Below are 14,201 nucleotides of genomic sequence, written 5' to 3'. Positions count from 1 at the left end.
TGCGCAGGTATTTATCTCCGGCGTACCGCCGGCTTTAGCCACCACACATGTTAAGATTATGCTGCATAACATCCGCCCTCGGGCCACGATCTCTGCATTTCTCATTATTGCTGTCTGTTTTGTGCTGTCTATCGCCGCGGTACAAGCCCGCGCGCTGAATGGCACCGATATTCCTGACCGTACTGACGTTCAGGACCAGCTTAGCGCGCTGAACAATAAAAAAGACCTGACGCCTCAGGAGAAGTTAGTTCAGCAGGATCTGACAGAAACGCTGCAGCTACTTGATAAAATCGACAGCGTTAAGGCTGAAAGCACTCAGCTACAAAAACAGATTGAACAGGCGCCCATTAAGCTGCGCCAGGCTACCGACAATCTGAATGACATCAGCGATGTTGATAACGATGATGAGACGCGTAAAACGCTGAGCACCCTGTCACTGCGCCAGCTTGAAGCCCGCGTGTCGCAGGCGGTAGATGATTTACAGAATGCGCAAAACGACCTGGCCACCTATAACAGCCAGCTCGTCTCCCTGCAAACCCAACCTGAACGCGTGCAGAACGCGATGAACTCTGCCTCGCAGCAGTTGCTACAGGTGCGTAACAGCCTGAATAGCAGCACCGTCGGCGACGGTCTGCGTCCTACCCAGCAGACCATGTTGCAGGTGCAAAAAACGCTGCTTGACGCTGAGATAGAGCTTCAGCGTAAGAGCCTGGCCGGTAACACGGTATTGCAGGACTCTTTGCAGAAGCAGCGCGACTACGTGACCGCCTACAGCACCCGGCTTGAGCATCAGCTGCAGCTGTTGCAGGAAGCGGTCAACAGTAAGCGTCTGATGCTGTCGGAAAAAACCGCCGCTGAGAATGCCTCCCCAGAAGAGACCGCCCGTATTCAGGGTAACCCGCTGGTGAAGCAGGAGCTCGAAATTAACCATCAGTTGAGCCAAAAACTGATTACCGCAACGGAAAGCGGTAACCAACTGGTGCAACAGAATATCAGGGTGAAAACCTGGCTTGACCGCGCGTTGCAGTCTGAGCGTAACGTCAAAGAGCAGATTGCGGTGCTCAAGGGCAGCCTGCTGCTGTCGCGTATTCTCTATCAGCAGCAGCAGACGCTACCGTCCGCGGATGAGCTGGAGGATATGACCACCCGCATCGCCGATCTGCGCCTCGAGCAGTTCGAGATTAACCAGCAGCGCGACACTCTGTTCCAGAGCGATGATTTTGTCGCCAAGCTGGAAGAGGGGCATAGCAGTGAAGTCGATAGCGAAGTGCACGATGCGCTGCTGCAAATCGTCGACGCGCGCCGCGAAATGCTGGACCTGATTAACAAGCAGCTGGGTAACCAGCTGATGATGGCTATCAACCTGCAGATTAACCAGCAGCAGTTGATGAGCGTCTCCAAAAGCCTGAAATCGATTCTGACCCAACAAATCTTCTGGGTGAACAGCAACAAGCCGATGGACTGGGATTGGATTAAATCCTTCCCTGAAGCGCTGAAAAGTCAGTTCAAGTCGATGAAAATCACCGTGAACTGGGAGAAAGCGTGGCCGGCTGTGTTTGTCGCCTTCCTCGCCGGGCTTCCGCTGCTGCTGATTGCCGGGTTGATTCGCTGGCGACTTCAGTGGTTGCGTAATTACCAGGATAAGCTCGGCGATCAGGTTGGCAATCTGCGTAACGACAGCCAGCTGCATACGCCGAAGGCCATTCTCATCGACCTCATCCGTGCGCTCCCGGTGGTACTGATCATTCTGGCGATTGGCCTGATTCTGTTGACCATGCAGCTTAACATCAGCGCACTGCTGTGGGCGTTCAGTAAAAAACTGGCCATCTTCTGGCTGGTCTTTGGACTGTGCTGGAAAGTGCTGGAGAAAAACGGCGTGGCCGTGCGCCACTTTAATATGCCGGAACAGCTGACCAGCCATTGGCGTCGCCAGATCGTGCGTATTAGCCTCGCACTGCTGCCGCTACACTTCTGGTCTGTAGTATCTGAGCTCTCTCCTCTGAATCTGATGGATGATGTGCTGGGACAGTTCGTTATTCTGCTTAATTTGTTGGTTATCGCGGTGCTGATGTGGCCGATGTGCCGTGAAAGCTGGCGAGATAAAGAGTCCCACAGCTTACGCCTGCTCACGGTGACGGTGTTGTCGCTGGTGCCGCTCGGTCTGATGGTACTGACCGCAACGGGGTATTTCTACACCACGCTGCGCCTCTCTGGTCGCTGGATTGAAACCGTTTATCTGGTTATTTTCTGGAACCTGCTTTATCAGACGGTGCTGCGCGGCCTGAGCGTGGCGGCGCGCCGTATTGCCTATCGTCGTGCGGTTGCGCGTCGCCAGAATCTGGTGAAAGAGGGGGCTGAAGGCGCTGAACCGCAGGAAGAACCGACGATTGCGCTGGAGCAAATCAACCAGCAAACGCTGCGCATCACTATGCTGGTGATGGTGGCGCTATTTGGCGTGATGTTCTGGGCTATCTGGTCTGACTTAATCACCGTGTTCAGCTACCTCGATAGCATTACGCTCTGGCACTACAACGGCACCGAAGCGGGCGCCAGCGTGGTGAAAGATGTCACCATGGGCAGCCTGCTGTTTGCCATTATTGCCTCGATGGTGGCCTGGGCACTGATTCGCAACTTACCGGGTCTGCTGGAAGTGCTGGTGCTTTCACGGCTGAACATGCGTCAGGGGGCTTCGTACGCGATTACCACGATTCTGAACTACGCGATTATCGCCGTTGGCGCGATGACCGTGTTTGGTTCACTTGGCGTGTCGTGGGATAAATTGCAGTGGCTCGCCGCTGCGCTGTCGGTAGGTCTGGGTTTTGGCTTACAGGAAATCTTCGGGAACTTCGTTTCCGGCCTGATTATTCTTTTTGAACGCCCGGTGCGTATTGGCGACACGGTTACCATTGGCACCTTCTCGGGGACGGTAAGTAAGATTCGTATCCGTGCTACCACGATTACCGACTTTGACCGCAAAGAGGTGATTATCCCGAACAAAGCGTTTGTGACCGAGCGCCTCATCAACTGGTCGTTGAGCGATACCACTACGCGCGTTGTGATCCGTCTTGGCGTAGCCTACGGCTCCGACCTCGATAAGGTGAAAAGAGTGCTGCTGCAAGCGGCGACCAGCCACCCGAAAGTGATGCATGACCCGGAACCGTCGGTCTTCTTTACCACGTTTGGCGCCAGCACGCTGGATCACGAACTGCGCCTGTACGTGCGCGAGCTGCGTGACCGTAGCTATACCGTCGATGAGCTGAACCGCACTATCGATCGTCTGTGCCGCGAAAACGACATCAACATCGCCTTCAACCAGCTCGAAGTGCATCTGCACAATGAGAAAGGGGATGTGGTGACGGAAGTGAAGCGTGACGGTAAAACCGATGGCCAGGATTTGGTTGCGGATTAAGACTGAAAAGGGCGGCGAAAGCCGCCCTTATTTATTCCGCTTTTGCCGCCAGGAGGTCGTCTTCGCTTAACCCAGTAAGCTGCTGAACTAATGTTGCAGCCAGCCCGGCGTTTAGCATATTCAGCGCAATCTTTTGCGCTTCATCACGACGGCCTAGCGCTTCTCCTTGCTCTATTCCTTGTTCGATTCCCTGAACAATGCCTTTCTTTCGTCCCTCTTCGGCCAACCATTCGGCGATGGTCATCAGCTGCTCCTTATGCTGTGGTGAATATTGCGCTAATGTGCAGAGTAACGCTTCCGGATGAGATGTACTACCTGCTTGTAGCATATAGGTGAGCAGCGCCTCGAGCTGTGACGGTGTGAGCCAATTCTCTATCAGCAAAGCTCCCAGCTGTTCTTGTAAAGAAGCCAGGTCGCGCTGACGAATATGCTTAAACAACAGCTCCAGCATGGCCATGCGCTGGTGAGCCATGATCTCGCTATCGGGCATTACGGTGATATCAACGAGAGGAAAGTCCTCTGTGTATAGACGGTGTGCCAGCGCGGCGTTGTCAAATAATTCAAGCCAGTTCATACGGTATGGCCAGGGGCTGACACTGCCGTGATAAAACAGCATCGGGATGACCAACGGCAGCGTGCTGTGGCCCGCGTCGAGATGCTGCTGTATGGCAGAGAGCGTATAGCGCATCAGGCGAAAGGGCATCAGTTTATCCGGTGTGCTTTGGTGCTCAATCAGCACATAGATATAGCCGGGCCCATCGCGGGTTTGCAATGAGTAGAGGATATCGGAATAGCTGGCGCGCAGATTTTCTTCGACAAAGCTCCCAGAGGCCAACTGGAGCGTTTCAAGTTTGCACTGCGCCAGAAGTTCACCTGGAAGGTGAGCCTGTAAGAAATCCCTCGCTATCGCTTTATGGCGTAAGAACTGCTTAAAAATAGCGTCGTGTGGCGTTGCCGAATAGATATTCATGATGTTCCGTCATCGAGTTTCCTGGGCGAGGAGAAGAATGTGCCACAGGCGATGACGGTGTTGCCGCTGATAATTTTACGTTTTACACGTCATCTTCCACGTTTTTTAACTTGTTGATGTAATCTTTGCGCACCATCTCCAGCGCGCTCAGCACTACTTCCGGCGCAATTTCATTGCTCTCCAGCAGCTCAATCAGATCCACTGCCAGTTTGACATCATCCGGGGCGCTTTCCAGCGACATAGTTTCTCCTTGTCAGCGCGTCATGCGCGCCAGTATGCGTTCAATATCTTCCAGCGCCTGACGGCAGCGACTGAGACGGCCATCAAAGGCGGTAATTTCACGGGCCAGACGCTGCTGGTCGTCAAGCGTCGTCGCCTGCTGATACTGTTGCTGGCGCTGCTGCTTCATTTCCAGCAGTCGACGTTCAAAATCCTGCGTTTCCAGCCGCTTACGCTGCCAGCGACGTAGCCCGGGCGAGGGACTATCCCAGACGCGCAGCGACCAGGCCTCGCTCTCACGGCTGATAGCCTCAATCTGTGCCGCCAGCCGCTCAGCAAGCCAGGCTACCTGCGGCAATTGCTGCTGTTCAACGGCGTGCTTAAGCTCTTCGAGATGAGCATGGGCTTCATCGAGATAGGCCTGCATTTTCGTACTACGCGTCTGGAAAAGCTGGCGGTCAAAGCGCGCGCTCAGCGTGGCATGCGCGGCAAGCGGTGCGATACGCGCCTGAAGCCGGGCAAGCTGTTGTTCCAGCGTTTGTAAAAGCTGCGCCGTTTTCACCGGATTCTCCCCTTGATGGTTATCGGCTATGCTAGAGTAGCAGACTCATTTGATAACGATTCGCATTATGCAGCGTACTATTTTAATCATTATTGGCTGGTTGGCGGTAGTCCTTGGCACCATTGGCGTGGTATTGCCGCTGCTGCCGACGACGCCGTTTATTCTGCTCGCCGCCTGGTGCTTTGCGCGTTCTTCGCCGCGCTTTCATCATTGGCTGCTGTATCGTTCCTGGTTTGGCGGCTATTTACGCCACTGGCAGCGCTATAAAGCCATGCCGCCAGGCGCTAAACTACGGGCGATTATGGTGATTTTACTGACCTTTGGCGTTTCGCTGTGGCTGGTCAACATGCTGTGGGTACGACTGCTGTTGCTGGCGATTCTTTGTGGCTTGTTGGTTTTCCTCTGGCGCATTCCGGTGGTTGATGCAGAACAACAAAACGGGTGAACCGCATTTATGGTGTTGCAATTCTACGAATGAGCCAGTAAATTCTGGCGTTTTCGAGCACAGGCGCGCCCGGTTAAAAGTTAACCAATTGTGATTTTTAGCCCGTTTTGCTCGCCTTGAGTAACACTGTTTCAATTAGGCACAAACCTATGACCGCAACTGCACAGCAGCTTGAATATCTGAAGAACAGCATCCAGAGCATCCAGGACTATCCAAAACCTGGCATTCTTTTCCGCGATGTCACCAGCTTACTGGAAGACCCGAAAGCCTACGCGCTCAGCATTGAACTGCTGGTCGAGAAGTACAAAGACGCCGGTATCACCAAAGTCGTGGGTACCGAAGCGCGTGGTTTCCTGTTTGGCGCGCCGGTCGCGCTGGCCATGGGCGTAGGTTTTGTCCCGGTGCGTAAACCGCGCAAGCTGCCGCGTGAAACGATCGCCGAAAGCTACGAGCTGGAGTACGGCACCGATCAGCTTGAGATCCACGTTGATGCGATCAAAGCTGGCGATAAAGTACTGGTGGTCGACGATCTGCTGGCAACCGGTGGGACTATCGAAGCGACGGTTAAACTGATCCGTCGTCTGGGTGGCGAAGTGCACGATGCGGCCTTCATCATCAACCTGTTCGATCTGGGCGGCGAGCAGCGTCTGGAAAAACAGGGCATCACCAGCTACAGCCTGGTGAATTTCCCGGGTCACTAAGCATTTCCCGATACATAGCCTCGCCTGCCCGGCGGGGCTGTGATAGCATTACTCCCTCGTGAATCCACCTTCCAGCGTTTCAGAGCCTGCCAATGAGTTATCAGGTCTTAGCCCGAAAATGGCGCCCACAAACCTTTGCTGACGTCGTCGGCCAGGAACATGTGCTGACCGCACTGGCGAACGGCTTATCGTTAGGGCGCATTCATCACGCATACCTTTTTTCCGGCACCCGTGGTGTGGGGAAAACCTCTATCGCCCGTTTGCTGGCGAAGGGGCTTAACTGCGAAACCGGCATTACCGCCACGCCGTGCGGCGTGTGTGATAACTGCCGCGAAATCGAACAGGGGCGTTTTGTCGATCTAATTGAGATCGATGCCGCCTCGCGAACCAAAGTCGAAGATACCCGTGACCTGCTGGATAACGTCCAGTACGCGCCCGCCCGCGGCCGCTTTAAGGTCTATCTTATCGACGAAGTGCACATGCTCTCCCGTCACAGCTTTAACGCCTTGTTAAAAACGCTGGAGGAGCCGCCTGCGCACGTCAAATTCCTGCTGGCGACCACCGATCCGCAAAAGCTGCCGGTCACTATTTTGTCTCGCTGCCTGCAGTTCCACCTGAAGGCGCTGGACGTTGAGCAGATTCGTCATCAGCTTGAGCATATCCTTAATGAAGAGCATATCGCCCATGAGCCTCGTGCCCTGCAACTGCTGGCGCGCGCGGCAGATGGTAGCCTGCGCGATGCGTTAAGCCTTACCGATCAGGCAATTGCCAGCGGTGAAGGCCAGCTCACCACCGCGTCGGTCAGCGAGATGCTCGGCACGTTGGACGACGATCAGGCGCTGTCGCTGATTGAAGCGCTGGTGGCCGCCAACGGCGAGCGGACGATGGAGCTGGTCAACGATGCTGCACTGCGCGGCGTTGATTGGGAGGCGTTGCTGATTGAGATGCAAAGCCTGCTACACCGTATTGCGATGGTGCAGCTGTCGCCTGCGGCGCTTGGCAGCGATATGGCCGCCGTTGAACAGCGGATGCGCAACCTCGCACGTACCGTGCCGCCAACTGACGTTCAGCTGTACTACCAGACGATGCTGATTGGCCGCAAAGAGCTGCCGTATGCACCCGATCGTCGTATGGGCATCGAAATGACGCTGCTGCGCGCGCTGGCGTTCCATCCGAATGCACCGCTGCCGGAGCCGGAAAGGCCCCAGCAGACGTTTGCGCCGGCCAATGCGCCAATGATGCAACAGCCGCAACCCCAACAGCAGCCGATGCCCGCTTCGGCACCGATTACCCCGCCGCCTGCTGCGCCGTTACCGGATTCCACCAATCAGGTGCTGGCCGCGCGTCGTCAATTGCAGCAGAGCAATCCGGGAGTAAACACCCCAAAAAAGAGTGAACCGGCAGCCGCTTCCCGCGCGCGGCCGGTGAACAGTGCTGCGCTGGAAAGACTTGCCTCGGTAACCGAACGCGTTCAGGCGCGCCCGGAGCCGTCGGCGTTAACCAAGCCGGCAGCGAAAAAAGAGGCTTATCGCTGGAAAGCGACCACGCCTGCTGAAGAAGTGAAAAAAGAAGAAATCGCCACGCCGAAAGCGCTGAAGAAAGCGCTGGAGCATGAGAAAACGCCCGAACTGGCGGCCAAGCTGGCGGCGGAATCTTTAGAACGTGACCCGTGGGCGGCAGAGGTGAGCCAGATGGCGTTACCGAAGCTCGTCGAGCAGGTGGCGCTCAACGCGTGGAAAGAACAAAACGGTAACGCCGTGTGCCTGCATCTGCGTCCTACGCAGCGGCACCTCAATTCGCCCGGCGCGAAGCAAAAGCTGACCGAAGCGCTGAGCACTTTATACGGCGCGCCTGTTGAATTGACCATCGTGGAAGATGATAATCCGGCGGTGCGTACGCCGCTGGAGTGGCGACAGGCAATCTATGAAGAGAAGCTCGCGCAGGCGCGCGAGTCGATTATCGCGGATAATAACATTCAGACGCTGCGCCGATTCTTCGACGCGGACCTGGATGAAGAGAGCATCCGCCCCATTTGACCGCAAGCGCTGCTTACGGTCGTTATTGTTTAACGTGACCTACTGAGAGAGAAGCCTATGTTTGGTGGTAAAGGCGGTCTGGGTAACCTGATGAAACAGGCCCAGCAGATGCAAGACAAAATGCAGAAAATGCAGGAAGAAATCGCCCAGTTGGAAGTAACCGGCGAATCTGGCGCAGGTCTGGTCAAAGTGACCATCAACGGCGCGCACAACTGCCGTCGCGTTGAAATCGACCCAAGCCTGCTGGAAGACGACAAAGAGATGCTGGAAGATCTGGTTGCTGCGGCGTTCAACGATGCGGCGCGCCGTATTGATGAAACCCAGAAAGAAAAAATGGCCTCTGTATCCTCCGGTATGCAGCTGCCACCAGGCTTCAAGATGCCGTTCTGATGCAAACCAGTCCGCTGTTAACTCAGCTGATGGAAGCGTTGCGCTGTCTGCCGGGCGTTGGCCCGAAGTCGGCGCAGCGCATGGCGTTTACCCTGCTGCAGCGCGACCGCAGCGGCGGGATGCGTCTGGCGCAGGCCTTAACCCGCGCGATGTCGGAAATCGGCCACTGTGCCGATTGCCGCACCTTCACCGAGCAGGAGGTGTGCAACATCTGCTCGAACCCGCGTCGCCAGGAAAACGGTCAAATCTGCGTGGTGGAGAGTCCTGCGGACATCTACGCCATTGAGCAGACCGGACAGTTCTCCGGCCGCTACTTCGTGCTGATGGGTCACCTGTCACCGTTAGACGGCATCGGCCCGGACGATATCGGACTTGACCGCCTTGAGCAGCGTCTGGAAACGGAGCAGCTCACGGAAATTATTCTCGCCACCAACCCAACGGTGGAAGGGGAAGCCACGGCCAACTATATCGCCGAGCTTTGCGCGCAGTATGGCGTTGAAGCCAGCCGCATCGCCCACGGTGTGCCGGTAGGCGGTGAGCTGGAAATGGTCGACGGCACCACGCTGTCGCACTCGCTGGCCGGTCGCCATAAGATTCGTTTTTAATCAATCGAGAGCAGGATTTTCTGCTCTCGCTTGAAATCCGCTACACCCATCCCCATTTTCCTCTCATCGCTTTTTTTACCTTGTAATCAGCATTGAGGTATTTTGCAATGAAAGGACAAGAAACCCGTGGCTTCCAGTCAGAAGTTAAACAGCTTCTGCATCTGATGATCCATTCTCTGTATTCCAATAAAGAAATCTTCCTGCGTGAGCTTATCTCTAACGCTTCAGATGCCGCCGACAAGCTGCGTTTCCGCGCGCTGTCTAACCCGGATCTGTATGAGGGGGACGGTGAACTGCGCGTGCGCGTCTCCTTCGATAAAGATAAGCGTACGTTGACCATTGCCGATAACGGCGTGGGCATGAACCGCGACGAAGTGATTGACCATCTGGGGACTATCGCAAAATCCGGCACCAAAGCTTTCCTCGAGTCCATGGGCTCTGACCAGGCGAAAGACAGCCAGCTTATCGGCCAGTTCGGCGTCGGTTTCTACTCGGCGTTTATCGTCGCGGATAAAGTCACCGTGCGTACCCGTGCGGCGGGTGACAAGCCGGAAAACGGCGTGTTCTGGGAGTCTGCCGGTGAAGGTGAATACACCGTAGCGGACATCACCAAAGAAGACCGCGGTACCGAAATTACCCTGCATCTGCGTGAAGACGAAAGCGAGTTCCTCGACGACTGGCGCGTGCGTTCCGTTATCAGCAAATATTCCGACCATATCGCGCTGCCGGTAGAGATCGAAAAACAGGAAGAGAAAGACGGCGAGACCGTGGTTTCCTGGGAGAAGATCAACAAGGCGCAGGCGCTGTGGACGCGTAACAAAGCCGAGCTGAACGACGACGAATACAAAGAGTTCTACAAGCATATCGCCCACGACTTTACCGACCCGCTGACCTGGAGCCACAACCGCGTGGAAGGTAAGCAGGAGTACACCAGCCTGCTGTACATCCCGTCGCAGGCGCCGTGGGATATGTGGAACCGTGATCATAAGCATGGCCTGAAGCTGTACGTGCAGCGCGTCTTCATCATGGACGACGCCGAGCAGTTCATGCCGAACTATCTGCGCTTTGTGCGCGGCCTGATAGATTCCAACGATCTGCCGCTGAACGTCTCCCGTGAAATTCTGCAGGACAGCACCGTCACCCGTAACCTGCGTAACGCCCTGACCAAGCGCGTGCTGCAGATGCTGGATAAGCTGGCGAAAGACGATGCTGAGAAATATCAGACCTTCTGGAAACAGTTCGGTCTGGTGCTGAAAGAAGGCCCGGCAGAAGACAACGGCAACCAGGAAGCGATTGCCAAGCTGCTGCGCTTTGCTTCGACTCATACCGACTCTTCTGAGCAGACCGTGTCGCTGGCCGACTACGTGTCCCGCATGAAGGAAGGGCAGGAGAAGATCTACTACATCACCGCCGACAGCTATGCTGCGGCGAAGAGCAGCCCGCACCTCGAGCTGCTGCGTAAGAAAGGCATCGAAGTGCTGCTGCTTTCCGATCGCATCGATGAGTGGATGATGAATTACCTGACCGAATTCGACGGTAAGCCATTCCAGTCCGTTGCCAAAGCCGACGAGTCTATCGACAAGCTGGCGGATGAAGTGGACGAGAGCGCGAAAGAAGCGGAAAAAGCGCTGACGCCATTCATTGAACGCGTAAAAACCCTGCTGGGCGACCGCGTGAAAGAAGTGCGTCTGACTCACCGTCTGACCGACACTCCGGCCATCGTGACGACTGATGCGGATGAAATGAGCACCCAGATGGCGAAACTGTTCGCTGCTGCGGGCCAGGCCGCGCCGGAAGTGAAATACATCTTTGAACTGAACCCTGATCACGTGCTGGTGAAACGCACTGCGGATACCCAGGATGAAGGGCAGTTTAAAGAGTGGGTTGAGCTGCTGCTTGACCAGGCGCTGTTTGCAGAGCGCGGTACGCTGGAAGATCCTAACCAGTTTATCCGCCGCATGAACCAGCTGCTGGTGTCATAAGTCTGATGCACCCGCCCGTAGTTGAGGTTATCCCAAGCTGCGGGCGGGGCTATTACCGCTAGAGTTAACTTATTTTAATATCATCCAAATCGATATCCTCTTCTTCGCAATCGTTATTTGCAATAACCTCGCGAGGGACATCTTTCTTAATCGCAGCATAAATCGTCCCCGTCACCAGTATATTGACGAGCAACGCCATCACGCCCGCCATCGGATGTGACATGGTTGGAATCATCAATACCCCACCGAACGGTACCGTTGCATCAGCGCCATATACCATAGTGACTGCGCCACCGCAGGCCCCGCCGATTGCAGCAGCAGCAATGCCGCGAACAATATCGTTCATGACGATAGGGATAGAACCTTCTACAATATTCACGACGCCCATCGGCACCGCTGATTTTAAGGTTTCGATCTCTTCGTCATTATAGATATTTTTACGTAGTAGTTTGGCAATGAAATAAGCAAGACCAAAGCCGATTGGCGTTGCGGTATTGACTAACTGAAGCGCCGTAATGGGTTCATTGATTCCCTGTGCCTGAAGCGTCAAAACGAAGGCGAAGCACGTTTTATTGAGCGGTCCACCGAAATCCACAATACATAACGCCCCAATAACCGCACCTAAAATTAAGTTAGATGACGTCCCCATACTTCTAAGGAAAGATGTTAATGCATCGGTGAAAATACCAATAGGCGTGCCGATGATATACACCATGATCAGGCAGCTGATAATGGATGCGAAAAAGGGAACGATTAATGTCGGCATTAAACCACGAGCCCAGGCTGGAACCTTGACGTTTTTAATGATGGCGAGCGCAATATATCCCGAAATGTAGCCGCCAATCATACCGCCGATGAAGCCCGCGCTAATCGCATTCGCCGCCAGACCGACGACAAAACCAGGTGCAATACCGGGTTTGCCAGCGATTGAGCCGGAAATACCGATAGCAATAACGACAGGCAACAGTCCAAGAGCTTTCGCACCGAGCGTCGCCAGGACCTGCCATAAATCAAAATGTCCTGGGACTAGCGTATCCTGAACCGTACCGCCAAGCGCCATACCGATAGCAATAATAAAGCCAGCACCACAGACAATAGGGATCAGGTACGAGATTGCGGTAAGCAGGTGGCCTTTCGGGTTCGCTGCTTTCCAGATTTCTTTGATATTCATAAATCACACCCTTTATTGATATGGGATGAGCAAAGATGAAATGTTATGAATTCACTATTTCACTGAGCTTTTCGATAAGTTTGTTTGGCGATTTCACTGCCGTTTCTGTGGCGACTTTAACGACTCTTTTGCCGGCAAAGCGTTCTTCTCCCGACACTTTCACATCGGCGGCTAACAGAACAATATCGGCCTGCGCAATCTCAGCATCGGTTAATGCGTTTTCGATACCAATCGTACCCTGCGTTTCAATTTTGACATTGTGCCCCGCTTTTTTAGCGGCGATTTCAATTTTCTTCTGAGCAATATAAGTATGTGCAATACCGACGGTGCAGGCAGTAACCCCAACAATATTCATGGTTCTTCTCCATAGTGTTTTAATCGCAACAAATTTGCCGTAAACGGCAAGGGTAATGACTAACGTTAAATTAAGCGTCAATGCCTTCAGCATTGAAAATATCGATGACTTTTTGAGGATCGTTAACCTTCAGCAATTGTGCGACGATATCTTCATCCGCCAGTGAACCCGAAACTTGAGAGAGTAAGCGGATATGGGTGGCATTTTGATCCACCAGGGTCACCGCGAATAAAATCACGCAGCGCACGTCGCTGTCATCCATGGTTTCCCAAGGGATCCCGTGCTGGGTGCGGCCAATGGCCAGGGCGGTATGGGCTACGCCCGAAGACTTGCCATGTGGGATCGCAATATGGTTTTCAAAGCCAGTGGAGCCCTGTGCCTCACGAAGCCAGACGTCGCGAAGAAAATCATCTTTATGAGTAATGGCACCATCTTGAACCAATAAATCCGTTAATTCTTCAACGGCTTCTTCTTTGGTTTTCGCCGTCATATTTAATTTGATGTTTTTAACATTGAGTACAGTTGAGATGTCCATCATTTACCTTCGTTATCAGAGCATGAAATTTGAATAACAGAGTACACTCCTCAGTTATGGCGTAATCGCTCTGTTATTAGATTTAAATAATCTGCATTTGAGAAATTGAAATAACGCTTATATCTATAATTAAAGCGTTATGCGGTAACCGTTTCCCGATAGAAAATATCGATCATCTTATCCCATGCCTGGCTGACATCCGCGTGTAAAGAAAATAGGCCCGATGTACCAACGATAAACACGTCGACACCAGATTCAGCAATTTGCCCAAACGTTTTCTCATTACATGAACCATCAATTTCGGTCAGGTAGTGGTAACCGTGCTTTTCACGCATGTTGATGAGTTTTTTTATTTTGTTAAGCGACTCCGGTATAAATTTTTGGCCTGCATAACCGGGGTCAACCGACATGACGGTCACTTTATCCAGTAAATGCGCATATTCTGCAATGCTCTCCGCCGGTGTTGCCGGGTTAAGGACCACGCCGCATCTTTTACCCGCATCCTTGATCTGGTTAAGCAGACGGAAAATTTTGTTATTCGCCGTTTCAGGATGGAAGCTAATAATGTCGGCTCCGGCATCGAGGCACATGGGAATGATATCCTCTGGATGATTCACCATCAGATGAACGTCGATAGGAACCGTGGTGATTTTTTTCAGGTTCTCAATGAAAAAAGGCGAGAGCGTGATATTGCGGACGTAGTTTCCATCCATAATATCAACATGATAAAAATCCGCCTTGCTGTTCATTGCCGTGATTTGCTCTTTGAACAGCGTCAAATCCATACACATCAATGAGGGTGAAAATTTAGCGCCCATAAA

14 protein-coding genes and 1 other annotated feature are annotated in these 14,201 nt (G+C 53.6%); of the genes, 7 read left to right on the top strand and 7 right to left on the bottom strand.

Annotated features, from left to right (window positions below):
* Positions 1 to 58 precede the first annotated feature (58 nt).
* Entirely contained in the window at positions 59 to 3,409 is a 3,351-nt protein-coding gene (mscK, locus tag MY052_RS18070) for a mechanosensitive channel MscK (RefSeq protein ID WP_248537570.1), read from the top strand.
* Between the two features lie 31 nt (positions 3,410 to 3,440).
* Here the strand turns inward: mscK and MY052_RS18065 are convergent, their stop codons facing one another.
* The 3 genes from MY052_RS18065 to priC form a co-directional block, all read right to left on the bottom strand.
* Complete coding sequence (locus MY052_RS18065) at positions 3,441 to 4,379, bottom strand: Rpn family recombination-promoting nuclease/putative transposase (RefSeq protein ID WP_035891853.1); 939 nt, start codon at positions 4,377 to 4,379, stop codon at positions 3,441 to 3,443.
* An 82-nt stretch (positions 4,380 to 4,461) separates the two neighbouring features.
* On the bottom strand, positions 4,462 to 4,620 hold the full coding sequence (gene rsmS, locus MY052_RS18060; RefSeq protein ID WP_248537569.1) for a pleiotropic regulatory protein RsmS: 159 nt from the start codon (positions 4,618 to 4,620) through the stop codon (positions 4,462 to 4,464).
* 12 nt (positions 4,621 to 4,632) lie between these two features.
* Positions 4,633 to 5,160 carry a primosomal replication protein N'' gene (priC, locus tag MY052_RS18055; protein ID WP_202216305.1) on the bottom strand — a complete coding sequence of 176 codons (528 nt, stop codon included), beginning with the start codon at positions 5,158 to 5,160 and terminating at the stop codon, positions 4,633 to 4,635.
* A gap of 67 nt (positions 5,161 to 5,227) precedes the next feature.
* Between priC and MY052_RS18050 the strand changes: the two genes are divergently transcribed.
* From MY052_RS18050 to htpG, 6 genes are all read left to right on the top strand, one after another.
* The gene (locus MY052_RS18050) at positions 5,228 to 5,605 is read left to right on the top strand and encodes a DUF454 family protein (RefSeq protein WP_202216304.1); all 378 of its coding nucleotides are present in this window, start codon (positions 5,228 to 5,230) and stop codon (positions 5,603 to 5,605) included.
* Between the two features lie 149 nt (positions 5,606 to 5,754).
* Entirely contained in the window at positions 5,755 to 6,306 is a 552-nt protein-coding gene (gene apt / locus MY052_RS18045) for an adenine phosphoribosyltransferase (protein WP_035891847.1), read from the top strand.
* A gap of 92 nt (positions 6,307 to 6,398) precedes the next feature.
* Positions 6,399 to 8,342 carry a DNA polymerase III subunit gamma/tau gene (gene dnaX, locus MY052_RS18040; protein WP_248537568.1) on the top strand — a complete coding sequence of 648 codons (1,944 nt, stop codon included), beginning with the start codon at positions 6,399 to 6,401 and terminating at the stop codon, positions 8,340 to 8,342.
* Positions 7,672 to 7,736, top strand: a sequence feature (DnaX frameshifting element). It overlaps the preceding gene by 65 nt.
* 57 nt (positions 8,343 to 8,399) lie before the next feature.
* Entirely contained in the window at positions 8,400 to 8,732 is a 333-nt protein-coding gene (locus MY052_RS18035) for a YbaB/EbfC family nucleoid-associated protein (RefSeq protein ID WP_035891844.1), read from the top strand.
* Positions 8,732 to 9,337 (top strand): recombination mediator RecR, encoded by a 606-nt coding sequence (recR, locus tag MY052_RS18030; RefSeq protein ID WP_035891842.1) that lies wholly within the window; start codon positions 8,732 to 8,734, stop codon positions 9,335 to 9,337. The genes MY052_RS18035 and recR overlap by 1 nt, the downstream gene beginning before the upstream one ends.
* A gap of 107 nt (positions 9,338 to 9,444) precedes the next feature.
* Entirely contained in the window at positions 9,445 to 11,319 is a 1,875-nt protein-coding gene (gene htpG, locus MY052_RS18025) for a molecular chaperone HtpG (RefSeq protein WP_035891840.1), read from the top strand.
* 64 nt (positions 11,320 to 11,383) lie between these two features.
* Here the strand turns inward: htpG and MY052_RS18020 are convergent, their stop codons facing one another.
* From MY052_RS18020 to alsE, 4 genes are all read right to left on the bottom strand, one after another.
* Positions 11,384 to 12,490, bottom strand: coding sequence for a PTS fructose transporter subunit IIC (locus MY052_RS18020; protein ID WP_115074568.1), 1,107 nt, complete (start codon positions 12,488 to 12,490; stop codon positions 11,384 to 11,386).
* A gap of 43 nt (positions 12,491 to 12,533) precedes the next feature.
* Positions 12,534 to 12,845: a PTS fructose transporter subunit IIB gene (locus MY052_RS18015; RefSeq protein WP_035891836.1), complete on the bottom strand. Its 312-nt coding sequence runs from the start codon at positions 12,843 to 12,845 to the stop codon at positions 12,534 to 12,536.
* A gap of 70 nt (positions 12,846 to 12,915) precedes the next feature.
* The gene (locus MY052_RS18010) at positions 12,916 to 13,380 is read right to left on the bottom strand and encodes a PTS sugar transporter subunit IIA (RefSeq protein ID WP_035891881.1); all 465 of its coding nucleotides are present in this window, start codon (positions 13,378 to 13,380) and stop codon (positions 12,916 to 12,918) included.
* Positions 13,381 to 13,517: 137 nt separating this feature from the next.
* On the bottom strand, positions 13,518 to 14,198 hold the full coding sequence (gene alsE / locus MY052_RS18005) for a D-allulose 6-phosphate 3-epimerase (protein WP_035891834.1): 681 nt from the start codon (positions 14,196 to 14,198) through the stop codon (positions 13,518 to 13,520).
* Positions 14,199 to 14,201: the final 3 nt, after the last annotated feature.

This window comes from Kluyvera ascorbata, assembly GCF_023195735.1.
Lineage (GTDB): Bacteria > Pseudomonadota > Gammaproteobacteria > Enterobacterales > Enterobacteriaceae > Kluyvera > Kluyvera ascorbata.
Note: the sequence above shows the minus strand (reverse complement) of the source record. Positions and strands in the feature narration are given on the sequence as shown.